Annotated in this window: 19 protein-coding genes; 13 read left to right on the top strand and 6 right to left on the bottom strand. The window is 61.6% G+C overall.

The features are described 5' to 3' along the window. The first annotated feature begins 4 nt into the window (after positions 1-4). The 3 genes from fes (at position 5) to entF (ending at position 5,444) form a co-directional block, all read left to right on the top strand. Positions 5-1,249 carry an enterochelin esterase gene (gene fes, locus BV390_RS13065; protein WP_223849391.1) on the top strand — a complete coding sequence of 415 codons (1,245 nt, stop codon included), beginning with the start codon at positions 5-7 and terminating at the stop codon, positions 1,247-1,249. A 98-nt stretch (positions 1,250-1,347) separates the two neighbouring features. Then, a complete protein-coding gene (locus BV390_RS13060; RefSeq protein WP_032688956.1) occupies positions 1,348-1,566 on the top strand; it encodes an MbtH family protein in 219 nt (72 codons plus the stop codon). After that, positions 1,563-5,444, top strand: a complete 3,882-nt coding sequence (gene entF / locus BV390_RS13055; protein ID WP_085397008.1) for an enterobactin non-ribosomal peptide synthetase EntF — start codon at positions 1,563-1,565, stop codon at positions 5,442-5,444. Before BV390_RS13060 ends, entF begins: the two co-directional genes overlap by 4 nt. 740 nt (positions 5,445-6,184) lie before the next feature. Here the strand turns inward: entF and fepC are convergent. Genes fepC through fepD form a run of 3 tightly spaced genes read right to left on the bottom strand, consistent with a single transcriptional unit; the run spans position 6,185 to position 8,972 of the window. Next, entirely contained in the window at positions 6,185-6,979 is a 795-nt protein-coding gene (fepC, locus tag BV390_RS13040; protein WP_085397006.1) for an iron-enterobactin ABC transporter ATP-binding protein, read from the bottom strand. After that, the gene (gene fepG / locus BV390_RS13035; protein WP_032700596.1) at positions 6,976-7,968 is read right to left on the bottom strand and encodes an iron-enterobactin ABC transporter permease; all 993 of its coding nucleotides are present in this window, start codon (positions 7,966-7,968) and stop codon (positions 6,976-6,978) included. Before fepG ends, fepC begins: the two co-directional genes overlap by 4 nt. Next, positions 7,965-8,972 carry a Fe(3+)-siderophore ABC transporter permease gene (gene fepD / locus BV390_RS13030; RefSeq protein ID WP_032700595.1) on the bottom strand — a complete coding sequence of 336 codons (1,008 nt, stop codon included), beginning with the start codon at positions 8,970-8,972 and terminating at the stop codon, positions 7,965-7,967. The genes fepG and fepD overlap by 4 nt, the downstream gene beginning before the upstream one ends. A gap of 237 nt (positions 8,973-9,209) precedes the next feature. Here fepD and entS point away from each other — a divergent pair, with 237 nt between their 5' ends. Continuing rightward, a complete protein-coding gene (entS, locus tag BV390_RS13025; RefSeq protein WP_032688951.1) occupies positions 9,210-10,451 on the top strand; it encodes an enterobactin transporter EntS in 1,242 nt (413 codons plus the stop codon). Between the two features lie 90 nt (positions 10,452-10,541). On the opposite strand, the gene fepB is transcribed toward entS, so the two are convergent. Next, positions 10,542-11,501: a Fe2+-enterobactin ABC transporter substrate-binding protein gene (gene fepB / locus BV390_RS13020; RefSeq protein WP_032688949.1), complete on the bottom strand. Its 960-nt coding sequence runs from the start codon at positions 11,499-11,501 to the stop codon at positions 10,542-10,544. 187 nt (positions 11,502-11,688) lie between these two features. On the opposite strand from fepB, the gene entC reads away from it, so the two are divergent. The 7 genes from entC to BV390_RS12985 all read left to right on the top strand — a co-directional run bounded on the left by entC (position 11,689) and on the right by BV390_RS12985 (position 19,712). Continuing rightward, positions 11,689-12,864: an isochorismate synthase EntC gene (gene entC / locus BV390_RS13015; RefSeq protein ID WP_032688948.1), complete on the top strand. Its 1,176-nt coding sequence runs from the start codon at positions 11,689-11,691 to the stop codon at positions 12,862-12,864. 9 nt (positions 12,865-12,873) lie between these two features. Next, on the top strand, positions 12,874-14,481 hold the full coding sequence (gene entE, locus BV390_RS13010) for a (2,3-dihydroxybenzoyl)adenylate synthase EntE (RefSeq protein WP_085397005.1): 1,608 nt from the start codon (positions 12,874-12,876) through the stop codon (positions 14,479-14,481). A gap of 13 nt (positions 14,482-14,494) precedes the next feature. Beyond that, positions 14,495-15,346 (top strand): enterobactin biosynthesis bifunctional isochorismatase/aryl carrier protein EntB, encoded by an 852-nt coding sequence (entB, locus tag BV390_RS13005; RefSeq protein ID WP_032688945.1) that lies wholly within the window; start codon positions 14,495-14,497, stop codon positions 15,344-15,346. Then, on the top strand, positions 15,346-16,101 hold the full coding sequence (gene entA / locus BV390_RS13000; RefSeq protein ID WP_046852961.1) for a 2,3-dihydro-2,3-dihydroxybenzoate dehydrogenase EntA: 756 nt from the start codon (positions 15,346-15,348) through the stop codon (positions 16,099-16,101). Before entB ends, entA begins: the two co-directional genes overlap by 1 nt. Then, on the top strand, positions 16,102-16,515 hold the full coding sequence (gene entH, locus BV390_RS12995; protein WP_032688942.1) for a proofreading thioesterase EntH: 414 nt from the start codon (positions 16,102-16,104) through the stop codon (positions 16,513-16,515). 844 nt (positions 16,516-17,359) lie between these two features. After that, positions 17,360-19,465, top strand: a complete 2,106-nt coding sequence (gene cstA, locus BV390_RS12990) for a pyruvate/proton symporter CstA (protein ID WP_032688941.1) — start codon at positions 17,360-17,362, stop codon at positions 19,463-19,465. A 49-nt stretch (positions 19,466-19,514) separates the two neighbouring features. Further along, positions 19,515-19,712 carry a YbdD/YjiX family protein gene (locus BV390_RS12985; protein ID WP_032688939.1) on the top strand — a complete coding sequence of 66 codons (198 nt, stop codon included), beginning with the start codon at positions 19,515-19,517 and terminating at the stop codon, positions 19,710-19,712. A 9-nt stretch (positions 19,713-19,721) separates the two neighbouring features. Here the strand turns inward: BV390_RS12985 and BV390_RS12980 are convergent, their stop codons facing one another. Together BV390_RS12980 and BV390_RS12975 are read right to left on the bottom strand one after the other, a co-directional pair. Then, a complete protein-coding gene (locus BV390_RS12980) occupies positions 19,722-20,465 on the bottom strand; it encodes an SDR family NAD(P)-dependent oxidoreductase (protein WP_032688938.1) in 744 nt (247 codons plus the stop codon). A 60-nt stretch (positions 20,466-20,525) separates the two neighbouring features. After that, positions 20,526-21,623, bottom strand: coding sequence for an oxidoreductase (locus BV390_RS12975; RefSeq protein ID WP_004859384.1), 1,098 nt, complete (start codon positions 21,621-21,623; stop codon positions 20,526-20,528). A 161-nt stretch (positions 21,624-21,784) separates the two neighbouring features. On the opposite strand from BV390_RS12975, the gene BV390_RS12970 reads away from it, so the two are divergent. Both BV390_RS12970 and BV390_RS12965 read left to right on the top strand, forming a co-directional pair. Then, a complete protein-coding gene (locus BV390_RS12970; RefSeq protein WP_032696426.1) occupies positions 21,785-23,287 on the top strand; it encodes a sugar ABC transporter ATP-binding protein in 1,503 nt (500 codons plus the stop codon). Continuing rightward, positions 23,284-24,282, top strand: coding sequence for an ABC transporter permease (locus BV390_RS12965; RefSeq protein WP_032688935.1), 999 nt, complete (start codon positions 23,284-23,286; stop codon positions 24,280-24,282). The genes BV390_RS12970 and BV390_RS12965 overlap by 4 nt, the downstream gene beginning before the upstream one ends. The last annotated feature ends 11 nt before the right edge of the window (positions 24,283-24,293 follow it).

Here is a 24,293-nt window from a genome sequence, read left to right as displayed (position 1 = left end):
GTTTATTGAGAAAAATCACGGTAAACATAGGGTTAATGACGGAATGTTAATGACAGGAAGTGATGACTGGTGGCAGGGGATCTTCGGTCCGCAGGCCGAGGCCGTTGGCGATAGCTACCGGGTGACCTTCTGGTGGCGGGATCCGGCGGGCAGCGAAGAGACCTCGTTGACGAAGCGGGTGTGGATTTACATCACCGGCGTCACCGACCATCATCAAAATGCCGTACCACAAACCCTCAAGCGCGTGCCCGGCACCGATGCCTGGCAATGGCAAACCACGCTGTCTCCCGCCTGGCGCGGCAGCTACTGCTTTATTCCCTCCGATCGCGATGACGATTTTGCCCCTGAGATTTTCAACGGCGGCAGCCCGGACCGCACTCTGCTGCGGGAAGGCTGGCGCAGACTGCTGCCGCGAGCGATAGCCGATCCGTTAAACCCACAAAGCTGGAAAGGCGGGCGCGGCCACGCCGTTTCGGCGCTGGAGCTGCCGCTGGCACCGGAACAACCGGGCTGGTCGCTGCGTAATGCGCCTTATCAACCGCCGGTGTGCATTGAATGGCACAGCGCCCGACTGGGTAATACGCGGCGGATATGGGTTTACACCACCGGAGAGGCCGTTGCCGCAGAGCGTCCGCTGGCGGTGCTGCTTGATGGCCAGTTCTGGGCCGAGAGTATGCCGGTTTGGTCCGCACTGGCCGGGCTGACGCGCGAGGCAAAGCTGCCGCCAGCGGTCTACCTGCTGATTGATGTCATCGATAACGAACACCGGAGTCGGGAGCTGCCCTGTAACGCCGATTTCTGGCTGGCGGTGCAGGAAGAACTATTGCCTCGGGTACAGCAAATCGCGCCTTTTAGCGACCGCGCCGATTGTACCGTGGTCGCCGGTCAGAGCTTTGGCGGCCTGGCGGCGATGTTTGCCGCGCTCTACTGGCCGCAGCGCTTTGGCTGCGTGCTGAGCCAGTCTGGCTCCTACTGGTGGCCGCATCGCGGCGGCGCGCAAACCGGCCTGCTGATCGAACGCCTGAGCCAGGGAGTGCTCCGCCCCCACGGGCTGCGAATCTGGCTGGAAGCCGGAGAGCGTGAGCCGCTTATTTTTCGCGCCAATCAGGCGCTTTTAACACAACTACAGCAGACACAGCAGACGATTTTCTGGCGTCAGGTTGACGGCGGGCACGATGCGCTTTGCTGGCGCGGTGGGCTGACGGCTGGGCTCATCCAGCTCTGGCAGCCGTTGAGCCGCGCGCAATAACAAAGTGCGCTTCAGACTCAACATCCTTCCGCATACCCCGAGGCGCTAGCCAGGGCGAAAGCCGACAGGAGGATGGCGAGTAAAGACAGGAGTTTGGTATGCAATTCAGCAACCCCTTCGATAATCCGCAAGGGCAGTTTTACATTTTGCGCAACGAACAACAGCAGTACAGCCTGTGGCCGCACCACTGCGCGCTGCCGCAAGGCTGGGTAGTGGAATGCCCGCCGCAGTCCTTAGAGGCGTGCAACAGCTGGCTGGCGGCGAACTGGTCAACCCTTACCCCTGCCCACTATGCAACCTCAAGGAGCCGGACATGAGCACTCGTTTACCGCTGGTCGCGGCGCAGCCTGGGATCTGGATGGCGGAGCGCCTCTCTACGCTGCCCGGCGCATGGAGTGTCGCCCACTATGTCGAGCTGCGCGGCAACCTGGACCCGGCGCTGTTGGGACGGGCGATCGTCACCGGTCTGACGCAGGCCGACACCCTCAGCATGCGCTTTTGCGAAGATAACGGCGAAGCCTGGCAATGGGTCGATGAGCAGCGCGCTTTTGCCGAACCTGACTATTGCGATCTGCGCGAGGCGCGCGATCCGCACGACGCCGCGCTGGCGATAATGCAGGCCGACCTCGGACAGAATTTACGCGTGGATGGCGGCAATCCGCTGGTTTGTCACCAGCTGCTGCGCGTGGCGGATGACTGCTGGTACTGGTATCAGCGTTATCATCATTTGCTGGTAGATGGCTTCAGTTTCCCCGCTATTACCCGCCAGATTGCGGCAATTTATCGCGCCTGGCAACGCGGGGAGGCGACGCCGGCGTCGCCATTTACCCCTTTCGCTGAGGTTGTTGAAGAGTATCAGCGCTACTACGGCAGTGAGGCCTGGCAGCGCGATAAAGCATTCTGGATGGAACAGCGCAAAGCCCTGCCGTCACCGGCGTCGCTCTCTGCTGCGCCGCTGGCGGGGCGGGCGACCAGTAGCGATATCTGGCGTCTGAAGCTGGATCTGGATGCCAGCCTGTTCAGCCGCCTGGCCGCCGGCGCACCGCAGTGCCAGCGAGCCGATCTGGCGTTGGCGCTGACCACCCTGTGGCTCGGCCGTTTATGCAGCCGCATGGACTATGCGGCGGGCTTTATCTTTATGCGGCGGATGGGATCGGCGGCATTGACCGCAACCGGTCCGGTACTGAACGTCCTGCCGCTGGCGATACATATCGATGGGCAAGAAACCCTGGCGGAGCTGGCGCTGCGTCTCAGCGCCCAGCTGAAAAAGATGCGCCGCCACCAGCGCTACGATGCTGAACAAATCGTGCGCGATAGCGGCAAAGCGGCGGGCGATGAACCGCTGTTTGGCCCGGTGCTCAATGTGAAAGTTTTTGATTATGTTCTCGATATTGACGGTATCGACGCGGTGACCCACACCCTGGCGACCGGTCCGGTCAACGATCTGGAACTGGCGCTATTTCCGGATGAGTCCGGCGGACTGTCGCTGGAGGTGCTGGCGAACAAAGCGCGCTATGACGAAGCAACGTTGCGCGCTCACGTGGCGCGTTTATCCGCGCTGCTGACCCAGTTTGCCGCCGATCCGGCGCTACGCTGCGCAGAGGCCAATCTGCTTTCGGCCGACGAGACGGCGCAGCTGGCGCAGGTCAATGATACCGGCGTGGCGCTGCCGACGACGACGCTCAGCGCCCTGGTGGCTGAACAGGCGGCGAAAACGCCGGATGCCCCGGCGCTGGCGGATGCCACCCGGCAGTTCAGCTATCGGGAGATGCGTCAGCAGGTGGTGGCGCTGGCGCGGTTGCTGCGTGAGCGCGGCGTCAAGCCGGGCGACAGCGTGGCGGTGGCGTTGCCGCGTTCGGTGTTCCTCACCCTCGCGCTGCACGGCATCGTCGAGGCCGGCGCGGCCTGGCTGCCGCTGGATACCGGGTATCCGGACGACCGCCTGCGGATGATGCTGGAGGACGCGCGTCCTACGCTGCTGATTACTGCAGAAGATCAGCTGGCCCGCTTCAGCGATATTCCGGGTCTTGAAACCCTGTGTTATCAGCAGCCGCTTGCGGCGGATGATGACACGCCGCTGGCGCTCTCACAGCCGGAGCATACGGCGTACATCATCTTTACCTCCGGCTCCACCGGGCGCCCGAAAGGGGTGATGGTCGGGCAAACCGCGATCGTTAACCGTCTGCTGTGGATGCAAAATCACTATCCGCTTACCGCCGGGGATGTGGTGGCGCAGAAAACGCCGTGCAGCTTTGATGTGTCGGTATGGGAGTTCTGGTGGCCGTTTATCACCGGCGCACAGCTGGTGATGGCCGAACCGGAAGCCCATCGCGATCCGCAGGCGATGCAGCAGTTCTTTGCCCGCTATGGAGTGACCACCACCCACTTTGTGCCATCAATGCTGGCGGCGTTCGTGGCTTCGCTGGATGCTGAAAACGTAACGACCTGCCGGACGCTGAAGCGCGTCTTCTGCAGCGGGGAAGCACTGCCAACCGACCTGTGCCGCGAGTGGGAAGCGTTGACCGGCGCGCCGCTGCATAACCTCTATGGCCCGACCGAAGCGGCGGTGGATGTGAGCTGGTATCCGGCCTGCGGGGCGGAGCTGGCGGCGGTCACCGGCAACAGCGTGCCTATCGGCTGGCCGGTATGGAATACCGGGCTGCGTATTCTCGATGCCACTCTGCGGCCGGTTCCGCCGGGCGTCGCCGGGGATTTATATCTGACCGGCATACAGTTGGCTCAGGGGTATCTGGGCCGCCCGGATCTGACCGCTTCGCGCTTTATCGCCGACCCGTTTGCCGCCGGTGAGCGGATGTATCGCACCGGCGATGTGGCGCGCTGGCTGGATAACGGCGCGGTGGAGTACCTCGGGCGCAGCGATGACCAGCTGAAAATTCGCGGACAGCGTATTGAGCTGGGCGAAATCGACCGCGTCATGTCCGCGCTAGCGGACGTTTCCCTGGCAGTAACCCACGCCTGCGTTTTCAATCAGGCGGCGGCGACCGGTGGCGATGCCCGCCAGTTGGTCGGCTACCTGGTGTCAGAGTCCGGCCTGCCGCTGGATACGGCAGCGCTGAAAACGCGCCTGGCCGAACAGCTGCCGCCGCATATGGTGCCGGTGGTGTTGATTCAGCTAGCGGAACTGCCGCTGAGCGCCAACGGCAAACTGGATCGCAAAGCGCTGCCGCTGCCGACGTTGGGCACCGCGCGCGGCGGTCGTCCGCCGGAGCCGGGTATTGAAGCCACGGTCGCGGAGGCCTTCAGCCGGCTGCTGGGCTGCGAAGTGAACGACATTGAAGCCGATTTCTTCGCCCTCGGCGGTCATTCTCTGCTGGCGATGCGCCTGGCGGCGCAGCTTAGCCGCGAGCTGGGACGTCAGGTGACGCCCGGGCAGGTGATGGTGGCCTCGACGGTGGGAAAACTGAGTGCGCTGCTGGCGTCCGATCTCAGCGATGAGCAAGCGCAGCGCCTGGGCTTTGATGCGATTCTGCCGCTGCGCGTCAGCGACGGACCAACGCTGTTCTGTTTCCATCCGGCATCGGGTTTTGCCTGGCAGTTCAGCGTGCTGGCCCGCTATCTCAGCCCGCGCTGGTCGATTACCGGCATCCAGTCGCCGCGACCGGAAGGGCCGATGATGAGCGCGGCAAACCTCGATGAAGTGTGCGAGCAGCATCTGCAGACCTTGCTGGCGCAGCAGCCGCACGGGCCCTATTACCTGTTTGGCTATTCCCTCGGCGGGACGCTGGCGCAGGGCATTGCTGCCCGTTTGCGTCAGCGCGGCGAAGCGGTGGCGTTCCTCGGCTTGCTGGACACCTGGCCGCCGGAGACGCAGAACTGGGCGGAGAAAGAGGCTAACGGTCTGGACCCGGAGGTACTGGCCGAGATTGAACGTGAACGAGAGGCCTTCCTTGCCGCCCAGCAGGGGCAGGCTTCCGGGGAACTGTTCCGTGTCATCGAGGGCAACTATGCCGATGCGGTACGCCTGCTGACCACCGCGCATAGCGCGAAGTTTGATGGCAAAGCGACGCTGTTTGTGGCTGAAAAAACGCGCCAGGCGGGGATGGATCCACAGGCGGCGTGGGGACCGTGGGTGGGTGAGCTGGAGGTCTTTAGCCAGAACTGCGCCCACGTGGATATTATCTCCCCGCAGGCCTTCGAATCGATTGGTCCGGTAGTGCGGGAGATTTTGGGGTAGCCCGGGGAAGATTGCCGGGTGGCGGCTGCCGCCTTACCCGGCCTACGGGACGATGCCGAGCCCGCGGAAGGAGACAGAACGGCAGGCCCGGTAAGCGCAGCGCTCCCGGGCGAAGCCCCGATGGTCCGGTAGTGCGGGAGATTTTGGGGTAGCCCGGAGAAGATTGCCGGGTGGCGGCTGCCGCCTTACCCGGCCTACGGGACGATGCCGAGCCCGCGGAAGGAGACAGAACGGCAGGCCCGGTAAGCGTAGCGCCACCGGGCGAATCCCCGATGGTCCGGTAGTGCGGGAGATTTGGGGTCGCTGCGGGGAATATTACCGGGGTGGCGGCTGCCGCCTTACCCGGCCTACGGGACTATGCAGAGCCCGCGGAAGGAGGCAGAACGACAGGCCCGGTAAGCGCAGCGCCCCCGGGCGAATCCCCGATGGTCCGGTAGTGCGGGAGATTTTGGGGTAGACCGGAGAAGATTGCCGGGTGGCGGGTGGCGCCTTACCCGGCCTACGGGACTATGCAGGGCCCGCGGAAGGAGACAGAACGACAGGCCCGGTAAGCGTAGCGCCCCCGGGCGAATCCCCGATGGTCCGGTAGTGCGGGAGATTTGGGGTCGCTGGGGGAATATTACCGGGGTGGCGGCTGCCGCCTTACCCGGCCTACGGGACGATGCAGAGCTCGCGGAAGGAGACAGAACGGTAGGCCCGGTAAGCGTAGCGCCACCGGGCGAAGTCCGCAGTGAGGGGATTTACCGGCGCCCCAGCGGCACGACCAGCGGCGTATGGGCGACCGGATCGTCAATGATCATGCAGCGCAGGCCGTAAATCTGCTCGATCAATTCGGCGGTGACAATCTCTTTCGGCGCCCCCTCGGCAATGATTTTACCCTCGCGCAAGGCAATCAAATGCGTTGCGTAGCGGCAGGCCTGGTTGAGGTCGTGCAGTACCGCCGCCAGGGTATACTCCTTTTCGCGGTTGAGCTCGCTCAGCAGCTCCAGCAGATCGATTTGATGGCTGATATCCAGCCAGGTAGTGGGCTCATCGAGCAGCATAATGGCCGTTTCCTGCGCCAGCACCATGGCAATCCAGGCCCGCTGCCGTTGGCCGCCGGAGAGCGTATCGACGCTTTGTCGTGCCAGATCGGTTATTCCGGTCGCCCTCATGGCGCTGTTGACCGCGTCATCATCCTCTTTACGCCAGCGGGTAAACAGCGGCTGATGCGGATAGCGGCCGCGCGCCACCAGCTCCTGAACGGTAATATCCCCCGGGGTGGTGGCATTTTGCGCCAGCAGACCGATGCGTTTCGCCACCTCTTTGCTGGCATAGCGCTGGATCTGCTCACCGTCGAGATAAACATGGCCGCTGGCCGGCGTCATCAGGCGACTCAGGGTTCGCAGCAGCGTCGATTTCCCGCAGCCGTTAGGGCCAATGATTGCGGTGAAATGGCCGTCAGGAATGGTCACATTCAGCGATTCGGCGATGGTCTTTTTGCCGTACGCCAGGGTTAGCTGGTCGCCGCGCAAACGGGTCGTTTCGGCGGTCATTTTTTGCGGGACTCCTGAATTAATAGCGCGATAAGATAGATGCCGCCGAGGCTGACGGTCACCACTCCCACCGGCAATTGATAGGGCATAAACAGGCGCTGGGCGCTGTAGTCAGCCAGCGCCAGCAGCAGCGCGCCGCAGAGCGCCGATTGGGTTAATCCCCAGCGCGCGGTGCCGCTCAGGCGGCGGGCGATATGCGGCGCGACCAGGGCGATAAACGAGATCGGTCCGGCTAACGCGGTGGCGGCGGCGGTCAGTACCACGCCCACCAGCATCATCAGCAGGCGCGAACGTTCTACCCGCACGCCGAGCGCGCAGGCGGTATCGTCGCCCATCTCCAGCAGGCGCATGCGCCGGGCAAGCAGTGCCGCCGCTATCAGCATCAGCACAATCAGCGGCGCGGAGGGCCAGGTTTTTCCCCAGGTCAGGCCATTGAGCGAGCCGGCATTCCACAACCCGGCGGAGAGAGCGGTCTCCAGCGAGGCGCGCAGCAGCAGCCAGGTATTGAAGGCCACCAGCATGGCGCGAACGCCGATGCCGATAATAATCAGGCGAAAAGTTTCAATGCCGTTGCGCCAGGCCAGCAGCCAGACCACCAGCGCGGTCAACACGCCGCCGGTCATCGCCGCCAGCGCAATCGCCGTCAGGTTCTGGCCGAACATCACCATCGCCACCAGCACGCCACTCCAGGCGCCGGTGTTGAAGCCCATCACGTCCGGGCTGCCCAGCGGGTTGCGCATCAGCGACTGAAAAATGGCGCCGCTGACGCCAAGTCCCGCACCGATCAGCAGGGCCATCAGCACCCGCGGCAGTCGCCATTCGGTGACCACCATGGTGATATTACGCGGCGCATCGCCCAGCAGAGCGGAAAGCACCTGCTCGACGCTTAACGGCACCAGACCGCTGCCGAGGCCCCAGAGGGAGACCAGCAGGCTGGTGGCCAGCAGAATCAGACAGCTGAGCAACAGTCGGCGAGAAGGGGCTATCATATTGCACCTCCGCGCGGCTGACGGCGCACCAGCCAAATCAGCACCGGCGCGCCGATAAAGGCGCTGACCACCGATACTCGCAGTTCACCGGGGACCAGCAGGCGACCCAATACATCGGCAAACAGCAGCAGAGCAGGGGTTGCCAGTAAGGTGACCGGCAACGACCAGCGATGGTCAGCGCCCACCAGCCAGCGCGACATATGCGGCATCATCAGGCCGATAAAGGCGATGGGGCCAACTACCGCCGTGGCACTACCGCAGAGCACGGTAATCGCCAGCAGGCCGATAACCTGAGTGCGGGCGACCCGGCTGCCGAGCGCGGTGGCGGTATCATTGCCGAGACTCAGACTGTTCAACGCCCGGCTTAACAACAGCGTCACAGCGGCGGCAATCACCACCGGCAGGAGGACGATTTTCAGCGTCTGCAGCGTGCGAATATCCAGCGAACCGGCCTGCCAGAAGCGCAGCTGGTCGTAAACATCGGGGTTGAGCAGCGCAATGCCGTTGGAGAGCCCTTCCAGCACGGCCGCCAGCGCCACGCCGGCTAGCGTCAGACGTACCGGACTGAGCTGACCGCCGCCCTGACTGCCGGTAAAGGCCACCAGCAGCGAGGCGCCAAACGCGCCGCAAAACGACATCAGCAGCTGTTCCTGCGGGGAGTGGATGCCAAACAGCGCGGCACCCAGCACAATCGCGAAGCTGGCGCCGGAGTTCACGCCGAGAATGCCGGGATCGGCAAGGGGATTACGCGTCAGAGTCTGCATCAGCGATCCTGCCAGGCCCAGCGCGGCGCCGGCCAGTAGTCCCGCCAGGGTTCGCGGCAGCCGGGCGTCCAGCACGATAGTACAGTCGGCGCTCTGACAGGTACCGGAAAAAGCCTCCACGACGACGCTCACTGGAAGAGGTTTGGCGCCAATCAGCAGGCTGAGAGCGATAGCAAAGGCTAAAACGAGTAACAGACCAGGTACGGCAACGGCGCGCACCGTGGTCGTAGAAAACGACATAATTCACATCCCTGACATGATAATGATAGTAATTATCGTTATCGATTCTATTCAGTTATGTTAGCATGGCGGCCCACAAGAATGGTATACGCAAAATCATTCAGAATGCATCGCGGCGGCAAACGCACGCTTGCCTGGAAGTATCGCTAACCGTATGACCGGGTTAAGGAAGTGCAGCCAATAAGTACGCTGCCTGAACGATCGCGCGTTGATGGAAAATAATAACAAGGCGCTGTAATGAACCGACAATCCCGGCTGCTGAACCTCAGTCTGCTGCAAACCCATCCGGCGTTTCGCGCCGTCTTTATCGCCCGTTTTATCTCGATCCTGTCGCTTGGCCTGCTGGGCGTGGCGATTCCGGTACAAATCCAGATGATGACCCACTCCACCTGGCAGGTCGGGCTCTCGGTCACGTTGACCGGCTGCTCAATGTTTGTTGGCCTGATGGTCGGCGGCGTGCTGGCGGATCGCTATGAGCGGAAACGTTTGATTCTGCTGGCGCGGGGAACCTGCGGCGTGGGGTTTGTCGGTCTGTGCCTCAACGCGCTGCTGCCTGAACCGTCGCTCATCGCTATCTATCTGCTGGGTATCTGGGACGGTTTTTTTGCTTCGCTGGGCGTGACGGCGCTGCTGGCGGCGACGCCGGCGCTGGTCGGGCGTGAAAACCTGATGCAGGCCGGGGCGATCACCATGCTGACGGTGCGCCTGGGATCGGTGATTTCGCCGATGATCGGCGGTCTGCTGCTGGCCACCGGCGGCGTGGCCTGGAACTATGGCCTGGCGGCGGCGGGCACCTTTATCACCACCCTGACCCTGCTGCGCTTGCCGCTGCTACCGCCGCCACCGCAGCCGCGGGAACACCCGCTGAAGTCGCTGCTGGCGGGGCTGAAGTTCCTCTTCAACAGCCCGCTGATTGGCGGAATTGCTCTGCTGGGCGGTCTGCTGACGATGGCAAGCGCGGTACGGGTGCTTTATCCGGCGCTGGCCGACGGCTGGCGGATGTCGGCCTCGCAGATTGGCTTGCTATATGCCGCTATTCCGCTGGGGGCAGCGCTTGGGGCGTTGACCAGCGGTCAGCTGGCGCAAACGGCAAAACCGGGCGCTCTGATGCTGATGACGACGGTCGGCTCATTTGTGGCCATCGCGCTATTTAGCCTGATGCCGTTCTGGGCATTGGGCGCGCTGTGTCTGGCGCTGTTTGGCTGGCTGAGCGCGATCAGCTCGCTGTTGCAGTACACCCTGATTCAGACCCAGACGCCGGAAGCGATGCTCGGGCGGATTAACGGTCTGTGGACCGCGCAGAACGTTACTGGCGATGCCATTGGCGCCGCGTTGCTGGGTGGGCTGGGGGCGATAATGACGCCGGTCGCGTCGGCGAGCGCCAGCGGTTGGGTGCTGGTGATTGTCGGCGTAATTCTGATTGGGCTGCTGGGGGAGCTGCGTCGTTTCCAGCGTCCTGAAACGGTCAGCGAGGTCTGAAACCGCTAGCCCGGATAGCGGCGTCAACGCCTTATCCGGGCCACAGAGCGATGATTGGCGGCAGGGCGCAGCGCCTGCCGGGCCTGAAGGTTAGCCGAAGAGGGTGGCGAGACGCTGCAGTACCAGCATGGCGCTGTAGTAATCGAGACGGAATGTTTCTGTACCGAGCGGATAGACGCGCTTGTTCTCTACCGCCGGGAGGTGCGCCAGCAGTGGGTTGGCGTAAATCGCATCGGCATCTTTTCCGTCACCGGCGAACAGGAACAGGCTGTTGCCATTGAGGCCTGCGGCTAAATTTTCGCCGCCCAGCTGGATAATGTCATGGCGTTTCCCCTGGCTCTGGCTGGCATGCAGACCGGCGGGTAAGGTCGCCAGTTTAAAGCCCAGCTGTTCAAGCATCTGACCTTGAGCGGATTCCGGCGTCCACAGGTTGGCGCTGTGGGCGGCGGCGGTATAGACCAGCGCGCTGACCGGCTGCGGCGGGAGTTTCATCTGTTGCTTCAGGGTGGCGAGCTGCTTATCAAATTCAGCAATACGCGCGGTCGCCTGTTTTTCCTGGCCGGTGATGTGCCCCAGTTCGGTCAACAGCGCCTGCCAGCTTTTGTCATCGTAATTAATGATAAGCGTTGGAGCGATGGTGGAGAGCTGGTCATACAGCGCGAGGGCGGAATCCCCGCCGGTAGCGCTAATCAGAATCAGATCCGGCATTTGTGCGGCTACGGCCTCGGCGCTGGGTTCGCCGATGTACAGGCGCGCGAGCTTACGTTCTTTCGCGACGGCGCTCCACTGACGCAGAAATCCCCGATCGTCGGCCACGCGGTTGTTCGGCGTGGTTGCGCCGCTGGCGACCACCGGCGCGTCAATCGCCAGTAAGGATCCGGTGAGGGTGACACTGGTGGAGACGATGCGCAGGGGTTTGCTTTCCAGCGTATGTGCGCCGCGGCTATCGGTGACCTGACGAGGCCAGTCGGCTGCCAGAGCTGAGGTAATTCCTAAAAGCACCAGCCCGCAGGCCAGCAGGGTACGGCGACATAATGTGGACAAATTCACGAATTCGCATCCTGATTCAGTTGGGATAAATGCGTCTCATTTTCAACTTTGTCGTGCGCGGATGCAAGCCTAAGTCGCACAACATGCCGTTTGTACGGTTGACATGGCAGGCAATACCTTTTAGGTTAGCCAACCAAAATATAAATGATAATTATTCGTAATATCTTTATCGTTTTTGGAGGATGATATGGAAACGTCACTGGCCGAGGATGTACAGGAACAAAAAATGACCCTGTTGCCGGAAAGCTTCTTCTTTATGTCGCCGTACCGCAGTTTTCGTACCGCGGGCTGTTTTAGCCGTTTTTCCCACTCTGCCGCCGATGGCGCGCTGCTTGATGGGGAGTTTCAGCGGAATATGGCGGCCGCGTTCACTGACGCGAAGGCTGCCGGGATCCGTAAGCCGGTGATGGTCGGCGCTATCCCGTTTGATACCAACCAGCCTTCCGAACTGTTTATTCCAGAGAGCTGGGAGAATTTCTCCCGCACCGGTAAACAGCAGTCGGCGCGCTACTTCACCGCCCAGACGCCAATGGATGTCGTGGAGCGTCAGGAGATTCCTCAACAGGATGCGTTTATGGCGATGGTTGAGCGGGCCGCCGGGCTGACCGCGACGCCGGAAGTGGACAAGGTTGTCCTGTCACGCCTGATCGATATTACCACCCGCGAGCGCGTGGACAGCGGCGCGCTGCTCGAGCGTCTGATCGCGCAGAACCCTGCCAGCTTTAACTTCCACGTGCCGCTCTCCGACGGCGGCGTGCTGCTGGGCGCCAGCCCGGAGCTGCTGCTGCGCAAAGAGGGCGATCATTTCAGCTCCCTGCCGCTGGCCGGCTCGGCCCGCCGCCAGCCGGATGACGTACTGGATCGCGAAGCGGGTAACAAGCTACTGGCTTCCGGAAAAGATCGCCACGAGCACGAACTGGTGACCCAGGCGATGAAGGCGGTGCTGACGCCGCGCTGCCGTGAACTGTCGCTGCCGGATTCCCCACAGCTGGTCACCACGCCAACGCTATGGCACCTGGCGACGCCGATTGAAGGTACCGCGCTGGCGCAGGAGAACGCGATGTCGCTGGCCTGCCTGCTGCATCCTACCCCGGCTCTGAGCGGTTTCCCACATCAGGTGGCGAAACGACTGATTGCCGAGCTTGAACCGTTCGACCGCCAGCTGTTTGGCGGCATTGTTGGCTGGTGCGATGACGAAGGTAACGGCGAATGGGTGGTGACGATTCGCTGCGCTCGCCTGCATCAGCGTACGCTGCGTCTGTTTGCCGGCGCGGGGATTGTTCCGGCCTCCTCTCCGCTGGGAGAGTGGCGTGAAACCGGCGTCAAACTGACGACCATGCTGAATGTGTTTGGCTTGAATTAAGAGGCAATGATGATTGCATTTAACCGCTGGCCGGAAAGTTTTGCCGCCCGCTACCGCGAAAAGGGCTACTGGCAGGATTTGCCGCTAACCAACCTGATTACCCGTCACGCCGACAGCGACGCCATCGCCATTATCGACGGTGATAAGCAGCACAGCTATCGTCAGTTCAATCAGCAGGTGGATAACCTGGCCTCGTCGCTCCAGCGTCTGGGGCTAAAGCGCGGCGAAACCGCGCTGGTGCAGCTGGGCAACGTCGCCGAATTCTACATCACCCTGTTTGCGCTGCTGCGTATCGGGGTGGCGCCGGTGAATGCGTTGTTCAGCCATCAGCGCAGCGAGCTGAATGCCTACGCGACGCAAATTGAGCCCGCGCTGCTGATTGCCGATCGCGAGCATGCGCTGTTTGCCGATGATCATTTCCTGAATGGCTTTGTTGAGCAGCATGCGTCAGTACGGGTTGTGCTGCTGCGCAACGATTGCGGTGAATACGATCTGGCGGCGGCGATCGCGCGGCCGGCGGAGAACTTTATCGCGAATCCGACACCTGCCGATGAAGTGGCCTTTTTCCAGCTCTCCGGCGGCAGTACCGGGACGCCGAAGCTGATACCTCGCACCCATAACGACTACGACTACAGCATCCGTCGCAGTAACGAAATTTGCGGCATCAGCGCGGAAACCCGCTACCTCAACGCGCTGCCCGCCGCCCACAACTACGCGATGAGCTCGCCGGGTTCCCTCGGCGTGTTTCTCGCCGGTGGTCGGGTGATTCTGGCCGCCGATCCGAGCGCGACGCTCTGCTTCCCGCTGATTGAACAACATCAGATTAACGTCGCTTCACTGGTACCGCCGGCGGTCAGCCTGTGGCTACAGGCGATCCGCGAAGGGGCCGGGAATGAGCAGCTGCGTTCGCTGACGCTGCTGCAGGTTGGCGGCGCGCGCCTGTCGGCAACGCTGGCGGCGCGGATTCCGGCGGAGATTGGCTGCCAGCTTCAGCAGGTCTTCGGCATGGCGGAAGGGCTGGTGAACTACACCCGCCTCAACGACAGCCCGGAGCGCATCATCAATACCCAGGGTTGCCCGATGTGCCCGGACGATGAGGTCTGGGTGGCAGATGCCGACGGCAACCCGCTACCACGTGGCGAGGTGGGACGTCTGATGACCCGGGGTCCATACACCTTCCGCGGCTACTACAAAAGTCCACAGCATAACGCCGAAGCGTTTGATGCCGACGGTTTTTACTGTTCCGGCGATCTGATCTCGATCGACGAAGACGGGTACATCACCGTGCAGGGGCGTGAAAAAGATCAGATCAACCGCGGCGGCGAGAAGATCGCGGCGGAGGAAGTTGAAAACCTGCTGCTGCGCCATCCGGCGGTGATCCATGCCGCGCTGGTCAGCATGGAAGATAGCCTGCTGGGCGAGAAAAGCTGCGCGTATCTGGTGGTGAAAGAGCCGCTGCGTGCGGTAGCGGTACGCCGTTTCCTGCGCGAACAGGGCGTCGCGGAATTTAAACTGCCGGACCGTGTGGAGTGCCTGGATGCGCTGCCGCTGACGCCGGTGGGCAAAGTCGATAAAAAACAATTACGCCAGTGGCTGGCTTCACGCGAGCCGGGCTGAAGGAGAAGAGAGAATGGCCATCCCGAAATTACAGGCTTACACGCTGCCGGAAGCCAGCGACATCCCGGCGAACAAAGTGAACTGGGCTTTTGAGCCATCCCGCGCTGCGCTGCTGATCCACGATATGCAGGAATATTTCCTCAACTTCTGGGGCGAAGACAGCGCTATGATGGCGAAAGTCGTTGCCAATATTGCCGCGCTGCGTGATTTCTGCAAACAGAATAACATTCCGGTGTTTTACACCGCGCAACCGAAAGAGCAAAGCGATGAAGATCGCGCCCTGCTTAATGATATGTGGGGGCCGGGCCTGACCCGTTCGCCGGAGCAGCAGCGCGTGATTGCCGCGCTGGCGCCGGATGAACACGACACCGTACTGGTGAAGTGGCGCTACAGTGCGTTTCACCGCTCGCCGCTGGAAGAGATGCTCAAAGAGAGCGGCCGCGATCAGCTGATTATCACCGGCGTCTATGCCCATATCGGCTGTATGACTACCGCTACCGACGCCTTTATGCGCGATATTAAGCCGTTCTTCGTCGCCGATGCGCTGGCTGACTTTAGCCGTGAAGAACATCTGATGTCGCTGAAATATGTTGCCGGTCGTAGTGGCCGCGTAGTGATGACCGAAGAGCTGCTGCCGCTGCCGGCATCAAAAACGGCGCTGCGTGCGCTGGTGCTGCCGCTGCTCGATGAATCCGACGAGCCTATGGATGACGAAAATCTGATCGACTACGGTCTGGACTCGGTACGTATGATGGCGCTGGCCGCCCGCTGGCGCAAAGTGCACGGCGATATTGACTTCGTGATGTTGGCGAAAAACCCGACCATTGACGCCTGGTGGGCGCTGCTCTCCCGTGAGGTGAAATAATGGCCGCGCTGGATTTTCAGGGGCAAACCGTTTGGGTCACCGGCGCCGGTAAAGGGATTGGTTATGCAACGGCGCTGGCGTTTGTTGAAGCCGGCGCCCGGGTGAGCGGTTTCGATCTCGCTTTTGAGGGGGATGACTATCCGTTTGCCACCCACACCCTGGATGTTGCCAATGCGCAGCAGGTGGCCGAGGTGTGCGGGCATCTGCTGAAAGGCATCGATCGGCTGGATGTGCTGGTTAACGCCGCGGGGATTCTGCGCATGGGTGCGACCGATGAGCTGAGTCTGGAGGCATGGCAGCAGACTTTCGCCGTCAACGTCGGCGGCGCGTTTAACCTGTTCCAGCAGACGATGGGCCAGTTCCGTCGCCAGCAGGGCGGGGCCATTGTCACCGTTGCCTCCGATGCCGCACATACGCCGCGCATCGGCATGAGCGCCTACGGCGCCTCAAAGGCGGCGCTGAAAAGTCTGGCGCTGACCGTGGGCCTCGAGCTGGCGGGCAGCGGCGTACGCTGCAACCTGGTTTCGCCGGGCTCCACCGACACCGATATGCAGCGCACGCTGTGGGTGAGTGAGGATGCCGAGCAGCGCCGTATCCGCGGTTTCGGCGAGCAGTTTAAGCTCGGGATCCCGCTGGGTAAAATTGCGCGTCCGCAGGAGATTGCCAACACGATTCTGTTCCTCGCTTCCGATCACGCCAGTCATATCACGCTGCAGGATATCGTGGTGGACGGCGGCTCGACGCTGGGGGCGTAAATGGCCTGGAAACGTCAGCTGACGCTGGAGGCGCTTAATGCCACCAGCGAGAATACGATGGTTGCTCACCTGGGGATTGTCTACACCCGGCTGGAAGAAGGGCTGCTGGAGGCGAGTATGCCGGTTGATGCGCGTACGCATCAACCGTTTGGTCTGCTGCACGGCGGCGCCTCCGCGGCGCTGGCGGAGACGCTGGGGTCGATGGCCGGCTGGCTGATGACCGAAGAGGGGCAGTGCGTGGTGGGGACCGAGCTGAATGCAACCCACCATCGGGCGGTCTCGAGCGGTCGCGTGCGCGGCGAGTGTCGCCCTCTGCACCTCGGGCGTCAGAACCAGAGTTGGGAGATTGCGGTGTTTGACGAGCGGGGCCGCCGCTGCTGTACCTGCCGCCTGGGGACCGCGGTCCTCGGCTGAGGCGCTCTGCTCCCGGCTGGCGGCGTGAACGCCTTAGCCGGGCTATGGATTAACAACCGTCTGTGGTTTTGTCGCCTGGGGAAGGCACAATATTTCATCTCCGGGAGCGGCCTCCGTGTGGCAATACTCTGCGGCCGACTCCCCGGTGGCGCTGCGCTTACCGGGGCTACGGGACCCGGGCTAAGCGCTCTGCTTTCCCGGCTGGCGGCGTGAACGCCGTAACCGGGCTACGGATTAACAACCGTCTGTGGTTTTGTCGCCTGGGGAAGGCACAATATTTCATCTCCGGGAGCGGCCTCCGTGTGGCAATACTCTGCGGCCGACTCCCCGGTGGCGCTGCGCTTACCGGGGCTACGGGACCCGGGCTAAGCGCTCTGCTTTCCCGGCTGGCGGCGTGAACGCCTTAGCCGGGCTACGGATTAACAACCGTCTGTGGTTTTGTCGCCTGGGAGGCGCAATATTCCATCTCCGGGAGCGTCCTCCGTGTGGCAATACTCTGCGGCCGACTCCCCGGTGGCGCTGCGCTTACCGGGGCTACGGGACCCGGGCTAAGCTCCCTGTTTTCCCGGCTGGCTCTATGCTTAGCCGGGCGACGGGTCGGTGCACTAAGGTTGCCTGGAGCAGGCGTTTACGCCGCGATCCGGGGGTTGTCTGACCACGTATCATGTAGCGCTTTCTTGCTGACGATACATTCCATTTTCCCCCCAGAAGTGATCTCGCTAGCAATGTGAGATAAATCCCTGTCTTTGTACGACATCTGTACGGTTTCAATGTTGTTAAACCCGGCGTTGTGTTCTAGAAACAAAATGTAACATCCTGATTACCTTACCGGTGGAACGCAACGATGAATCATTCAGGGAAATACCTCATCTGGACATTGCTCTCGGTTGTCGGAGCCTTTGCCCTCGGCTACATCGCCTTAAACCGAGGTGAACAGATTAATGCGTTATGGATTGTCGTCGCGGCAGTCTGCATTTATCTGATCGCCTATCGTTTCTACGGTCTCTACATCGCCAAAAATGTGCTGGCGGTTGACCCGACGCGCATGACCCCCGCCGTACGGCATAACGACGGCCTTGATTATGTCCCGACCGATAAAAAAGTGCTGTTCGGTCATCATTTTGCGGCGATTGCCGGTGCGGGGCCGCTGGTAGGACCGGTGCTGGCGGCGCAGATGGGCTATCTGCCGGGGATGATCTGGATCCTCGCCGGGGTGGTGCTGGCCGGCGCGGTGCAGGACTTTATGGTGCTGTTCGTCTCTACGCGCCGCGACGGGCGTTCTCTCGGTGAGCTGGTGAAAGAAGAGATGGGGCCAACCGCCGGAGTGCTGGCGCTGGTGGCCTGCTTTATGATTATGGTGATTATCCTCGCCGTACTGGCGATGATTGTGGTGAAAGCGTTGACCCACAGCCCGTGGGGCACCTATACCGTGGCCTTCACTATTCCGCTGGCGATCTTTATGGGGATCTACATTCGCTACCTGCGTCCGGGACGCATCGGCGAAGTGTCGGTGATTGGCCTGGTGATGCTGGTGTTCGCGATTGTTTCCGGTGGATGGGTGGCGGAAAGCCCGACCTGGGCGCCGTGGTTTGATTATACCGGCGTACAGCTGACCTGGATTCTGGTGGGCTATGGTTTTATTGCCGCCGTTCTTCCGGTGTGGCTGCTGCTGGCGCCGCGTGATTACCTGTCGACCTTCCTGAAAATCGGCACCATCGTCGGGCTGGCGATTGGTATTCTGATTATGCGCCCGACGCTGACCATGCCGGCGCTGACCAAATTTATTGACGGCACCGGCCCGGTGTGGTCCGGCAGCATGTTCCCGTTCCTGTTTATCACCATCGCCTGCGGTGCGGTCTCCGGCTTCCATGCGCTGATTTCATCCGGAACCACGCCTAAGATGCTGGCGAATGAGGGCCAGGCCTGCTTTATCGGCTATGGCGGTATGCTGATGGAGTCCTTTGTCGCCATCATGGCGCTGGTGGCGGCCTGCGTTATCGATCCGGGCGTCTACTTTGCGATGAACAGCCCGATGGCGGTGCTGGCGCCGGCTGGCACCACCGATGTGGTGGCCTCTGCCGCGCAGGTGGTCAGCAGCTGGGGCTTTAGCATTACGCCGGACACGCTGCGCCAGATAGCCAGCGAAGTGGGTGAGCAGTCGATCATCTCGCGAGCCGGCGGCGCACCGACGCTGGCGGTGGGGATGGCCTACATCCTGCACGGTTCGTTGGGCGGTCTGATGGATGTCGCCTTCTGGTACCACTTCGCCATTCTGTTTGAAGCCCTGTTCATCCTGACGGCGGTAGATGCGGGCACCCGTGCGGCGCGCTTTATGCTGCAGGATTTACTGGGCGTGCTCAGCCCGGGCCTGAAGAAAACCAACTCGCTGCCGGCCAACCTGCTGGCAACCGGGCTTTGCGTGCTGGCATGGGGATACTTCCTGCATCAAGGGGTTGTTGACCCGCTCGGCGGCATTAACACGCTGTGGCCGCTGTTTGGTATCGCTAACCAGATGCTGGCGGGGATGGCATTGATGCTGTGTGCGGTGGTACTGTTTAAAATGAAGCGCGAACGCTATGCCTGGGTCGCGCTGCTGCCGACGGCCTGGCTGTTGATTTGTACCCTGACCGCCGGCTGGCAAAAGTCGTTCAGTCCGGATACCAAAGTCGGCTTCCTGGCGATTGCCAATAAGTTCCAGGCGATGATCGATAGCGGCAATATTCCTGCCCAGTACACCGAATCACAGCTGGCGCAGCTGGTCTTTAACAACCGGCTGGATGCGGGATTAACCATCTTCTTTATGGTGGTCGTGGTGGTGCTGGCGTTCTTCTCCATCAAAACCGCGCTGGCGGCGTTGAAAGAGGACAAACCGACGGCGAAAGAGACGCCTTATGAGGCGTTACCTACCGCTGCACAGCCGATGGCGGCTCAGGCGAAGCGCGCACATTAAACCCCACCCCCTTTCCGCATGCCGGAAAGGGGGACCATGAGAGAGCACTATGTTTGATACCCTTTCGAAAGCCGGGAAGTATCTGGGTCAGGCGGCGAAAATGATGATTGGCGTGCCCGATTACGATAATTATGTCGAGCATATTCGCCAGACGCATCCTGAGCAAACGCCGATGACCTATGAAGAGTTCTTCCGCGAGCGACAGGATGCACGCTACGGCGGAAAAGGCGGCGCGAAATGTTGTTAAGCCCTTCCTTCAGGCATTAAGTCCCCCATCAACATCCAGACCGGTGCCGGAGATTTGTCCGGCCGCCGGGCTGGCCAGAAAGGTCACTGCGGCGGCAACGTCATCCGGCTGACCGTAATGTCCGACGGCAATAAGCTGACGCTGCGAGTCGGCCTGCTCCCCGTTCGCCGGGTTCATATCGCTATCGGTCGGCCCGGGATGCACCAGGTTTACGGTAATACCGCGCGGCCCGAGATCGCGGGCGAGGCCACGGGTCAGCGAGTTGAGCGCAGATTTGGTCATGGCGTAGACCGCGATGCCCGGCGAGGCGACGCGGTTGGCGAGGCAACTGCCGATATTAATAATGCGCCCTCCTGCGGGTAGATGCGGCAGCGCTGCCTGGATGGCGATCACCACGCCACGGATATTGACGTTGATCAGCGCGTCGATATCTTCCAGCGACAGCGACTCCAGCGGGCCGCCGCGGGCAATCCCGGCGTTATTTACCAGAATATCCAGCCCACCCAGGGTCTCGACCGTGCGCGTGACGGCCTGCTGAATCGCCTGGGCGTTCGCGCTGTCGGCCTGAATCGCCGCGCCGCGGCGGCCGAGTGCCACAATCTCGTCGGCAACCGCCTGTGCTTTATCGGCGGATTTTTCATAAGTGATAACCACATCGGCGCCCGCCTGCGCCAGCGACAGCGCAATGGCGCGGCCAATTCCGCGACTGGCGCCGGTAACCAACGCTCTTTTACCCGTTAACTCGATCTGCATGATGACCTCGTACTGTGAGTGGGAGATGCATCATTAGGTATAGAGCGAGATTCCTGTCCGTCAATGCACCTGTCTGCGGAAGTTTTCCACTTTCTCAAACGCGGCGGCCAGGCTTTGCGGCGTCAGTTCCACCGGCAGGAAGTGGATCGACTCCACCGGACGCAGGGTATGGGCAATGACCCGCTCCAGTTCGTCGCGGTTGTGGATATCCACGTCAAGTTCCGCCAGGGTGGTGGGCAGGTTGAAACGCTGCCAGGCGTTGATCAACTGGGCCAGCACGTCGTCCTGACCCAGCAGGGCGCTTTGCACCAGAATGCCGTAGGCAACCTTGGTGCCATGAAGGAATTTATCAGTCTGCGGCAGGATCGTCAGGCCGTTATGCACCGCATGGGCGGCGGCGACGCGGGTATAGCGCTCACCTAAGCCGCCGACCATCCCGCCGCCGGCGATAATGGCATCCGTCACATCGCGGAACGCCTGCGACAGTTCGCCGCGCTGTTGATCCGCCAGCGCGGTTTCACTGCTTTGCAGCAGAACGTCGCGAATGGCCAGCGCGCCGTTAATCCCCAGACGCACGGTCAGCGGCAGCGTTTCCGGCTGCGGTGCCAGCACCACTGCTTCATACCATTTCGCCAGCGTATCGCCGATTCCCGCCAGCAGATATTCCGCCGGCGCGTTAAGGATGATTTGCGGTTCCACCAGCACCAGGAAGTTGGCGTCATCAAAGATTTCAAAATGCAGCGCCTGCCCGGCGTCGTTGTACCACACCGACAGCGGGGTCCACGCGGCGCAGGTGGCGGCGATGGTCGGGATGGCCACCACCGGCAGACCCAGCCGCCGGGCCACGGCCTTGGCGGTATCCAGCAGCGCGCCGCCGCCGACGCCAATCACCACGGCGCGGTCATCTCCGGCTTCCGCGACCAGCTGCGCGACGTCGCTTTCGCTGCAGTGCCCGCTAAACAGCACTTTTTTGGCGCCGACGGCATGAAACGCCTCCGGCAGGAAGGGCTGCGCACCGGCGATGGCGCGCTCGCCGTAGATCCAGATGGCGCGGGCAAGCTGCTCGTCGCTGTAAAAATCGTGCAGGTGGGCAAGGCTGCCGTTATGGGAAAAATAGTTAGCCGGGCCGGGTACCACGCGGATATCGCTGTTGCTCATGAACGCTGTCCTTATTTCGTTTCGCTAACCTGATGTTATGTCTGGACATCCGGATGGCTAATATTATTTCGTTTTATCTTATGCCTTTTACGCAGTTGTCAGTCAAGGTCGGCTGTGAAAAATTCGTTAAATCAGAATATTAATCGTAAAGGTCCCGGCGGATGACAGCGAATCGTCTTGAGATGAACAACATTAATCTGGCCTTTTCCGGTTTCAGGGCGCTGAGCAATGTGGCGTTCACCCTGCGGGGAGGGTCGGTACACGCGCTGACCGGTGCTAACGGGGCGGGGAAATCGACGCTGATGGCGGTGCTGTGCGGAACGCACGCCCATTATGAGGGCGAGATTGTCATCAATAATCAGCCGGTGAGCGTTCGCTCGCCGCGGGATGCGAAACAGCTGGGCATTCATCTGGTGCAGCAGGAGGTCGATGTGGCGCTGGTGCCCGGCCTGTCCATTGCGGAAAACATTATGCTGGATCGTCTGGCGGAGCCGGGGCTGGGCTTTAGCTGGCGCGCAGTGCGCGAGCAGGCGCGCGAGGCCCTGGCCCAGCTGGATATTACGCTCGATGTGCGTCGCCCCATCGACAGCTGTACCCTGGCGGAGAAGCAGCAGATTCTGCTGGCCCGCGCGCTGTCGCACCATTGCCGGTTTTTGATTCTGGATGAACCCACCGCGCCGTTGGATCAGCATGAAAGTGAGCGCCTGTTTACGGTGGTGCGCCGCCTGCAACAGCAGGGGATCGGCGTGGTGTTCATCTCCCACCGTATTCATGAGCTGAAGGCTATTTGCGACACCCTGACGGTATTGCGCGACGGCAAGCTGATTGAAAGCAGCCCGATGAACGATCTGAGCGGCGAGCAGATCGTCGAGAAGATGCTCGGCCATGAGCTGAGCGATATCTTCCCGCCGCAACGTCCGCCGCACGGCGAAGAGATTCTGTTACAGGTTGACGGTCTGCACGATGAGGGGCTGCTGCAGGATATTTCGCTGCGTCTGCGCAAAGGCGAAATTCTTGGTATCGCCGGCCTGGCCGGCGCGGGAAAAACTGAACTGTGCAAAGCGCTGTTTGGCGCCAGCAAAAGCCGCCTGACCCGCGGGGAGTTGAACAGCCAGCCGTGGCGGCCTCGCGACCCGGCAGATTCCGTGCTGCGCGGGCTGGCGCTGGTGCCGGAAGAGCGGCGCAAAGAGGGCATTTTTATCGAAGAACCGATCGGCATGAACCTGGCGGTCAGCGCCGATAACAGCTTTTCGCGCTGGAGCCTGTTCGGCCATCGCCAGGCGTGGCGCTGGGCGGAAGAGGTGATCGCCCGGATCGGGATTCGTACCACCGGCCCGGCCCAGACCCTGCGCCGGCTTTCCGGCGGTAACCAGCAGAAAGTGGCGATCGGCAAATGGCTGCGCGGCAACGCCAACGTCCTGATATTCGACGAGCCGACCAAGGGCGTCGATGTGAAAGCCAAAACCGACCTGTTCACCCTGATCGACGGCCTGGCGCGAGACGGGAAGGGGATTATCTATGCCTCGGGCGAATTCTCTGAGCTGGTGGGATTGTGCGATCGCATTTGCGTGTTGTGGGACGGCCGTATCGTCGCAGAAATTCCGGGCGCTGAGGCCCGGGAAGAGACACTTCTTTATTACTCCACCGGAGGAGCAGCAGCGTGAGTAAGGCCCTGGCAGTTAACGCGACGGCATCGGGTCGTCAGCGATTTTTTGATTTTCTTTATAAATGGGGCATGTTGCTGACCGTGGTGGCGCTGATTGCTGTTTTTGGCCTCGCCTCGGACAACTTCCTCGACCCGTTCAACATCATCAACATTTTGCGCTCCATCGCCATCGTGACGGTGATTGCGATTGGCGTCTCTGTTTCGTTGACCATTGGCGGCTTTGACCTGTCGGTGGGGTCCACGGCTTCACTGGCAAACGCGCTGGTGATTTCGCTGTTTGTCTGGCACGGCTTCGGCACTACCGAGGCGATCCTTGTCACCCTGGCGCTCTGTACGCTGGTGGGGCTGTTCAACGCTTTTTTGATTGTCGTACTGCGCATTCCCGACATGCTGGCCACCCTCGCCAGCCTGTTTGTGATTCAGGGCGTGGCAATGACCTACAGCTACGGCGGATCGATTACCGAGAACATGGTATTGCCGAGCGGTGACATGGCGGAAGGCGTGATTCCGGCCGCCTTCGGCTCGCTGGGACAGGTGCCTACGATTGTGATCGTGATGCTGGTGGTGACCGTGGTTGCTCAGCTGGCGCTCTCGTTCACCACGCACGGGCGGAGAATGTACGCCATCGGCGGAAACCCAGAGGCCGCACGGCTCTCGGGGCTGCGCATCACCCGCTATAAAGTGGCGGCCTATGTTATCGCCTCGCTGCTGGCCGGGCTGGGCGGCATTTTACTGGCCTCGCGCATCGGTTCCTCGCAGGTTAATGCCGGCAGCGGCTACCTGATGGATGCGGTGGCGGCGGCGTGGATTGGCTTTTCGCTGGCGGGATCCGGCAAACCGAACGCGCTGGGGACGCTGGTGGGGGCGGTGATTCTTGGCGTACTCTCCAACGGCCTGGTGATGCTGTCGGTGCCGTACTACGCCATGGACATTATTAAAGGGCTGGTGCTGGCTGGCGCGCTCGCACTGACCTACTTTCAGCGCCGCACATAACATTTTACAGG

The organism is Klebsiella sp. YJ, from assembly GCF_002108615.1.
Taxonomy (GTDB): domain Bacteria; phylum Pseudomonadota; class Gammaproteobacteria; order Enterobacterales; family Enterobacteriaceae; genus Klebsiella; species Klebsiella planticola.
Note: the sequence above shows the minus strand (reverse complement) of the source record. Positions and strands in the feature narration are given on the sequence as shown.

Excerpts from the sequence above, each read along its gene's own strand:
- BV390_RS13060 (WP_032688956.1), top strand. The coding sequence starts at position 1,348 with ATGCAATTCAGCAACCCCTTCGATAATCCGCAAGGGCAGTTTTACATT.
- entF (WP_085397008.1), top strand. The coding sequence starts at position 1,563 with ATGAGCACTCGTTTACCGCTGGTCGCGGCGCAGCCTGGGATCTGGATG.
- fepC (WP_085397006.1), bottom strand. The coding sequence starts at position 6,979 with ATGACCGCCGAAACGACCCGTTTGCGCGGCGACCAGCTAACCCTGGCG.
- fepG (WP_032700596.1), bottom strand. The coding sequence starts at position 7,968 with ATGATAGCCCCTTCTCGCCGACTGTTGCTCAGCTGTCTGATTCTGCTG.
- fepD (WP_032700595.1), bottom strand. The coding sequence starts at position 8,972 with ATGTCGTTTTCTACGACCACGGTGCGCGCCGTTGCCGTACCTGGTCTG.
- entS (WP_032688951.1), top strand. The coding sequence starts at position 9,210 with ATGAACCGACAATCCCGGCTGCTGAACCTCAGTCTGCTGCAAACCCAT.
- entC (WP_032688948.1), top strand. The coding sequence starts at position 11,689 with ATGGAAACGTCACTGGCCGAGGATGTACAGGAACAAAAAATGACCCTG.
- entE (WP_085397005.1), top strand. The coding sequence starts at position 12,874 with ATGATTGCATTTAACCGCTGGCCGGAAAGTTTTGCCGCCCGCTACCGC.
- entB (WP_032688945.1), top strand. The coding sequence starts at position 14,495 with ATGGCCATCCCGAAATTACAGGCTTACACGCTGCCGGAAGCCAGCGAC.
- entA (WP_046852961.1), top strand. The coding sequence starts at position 15,346 with ATGGCCGCGCTGGATTTTCAGGGGCAAACCGTTTGGGTCACCGGCGCC.
- entH (WP_032688942.1), top strand. The coding sequence starts at position 16,102 with ATGGCCTGGAAACGTCAGCTGACGCTGGAGGCGCTTAATGCCACCAGC.
- cstA (WP_032688941.1), top strand. The coding sequence starts at position 17,360 with ATGAATCATTCAGGGAAATACCTCATCTGGACATTGCTCTCGGTTGTC.
- BV390_RS12985 (WP_032688939.1), top strand. The coding sequence starts at position 19,515 with ATGTTTGATACCCTTTCGAAAGCCGGGAAGTATCTGGGTCAGGCGGCG.
- BV390_RS12980 (WP_032688938.1), bottom strand. The coding sequence starts at position 20,465 with ATGCAGATCGAGTTAACGGGTAAAAGAGCGTTGGTTACCGGCGCCAGT.
- BV390_RS12975 (WP_004859384.1), bottom strand. The coding sequence starts at position 21,623 with ATGAGCAACAGCGATATCCGCGTGGTACCCGGCCCGGCTAACTATTTT.
- BV390_RS12970 (WP_032696426.1), top strand. The coding sequence starts at position 21,785 with ATGACAGCGAATCGTCTTGAGATGAACAACATTAATCTGGCCTTTTCC.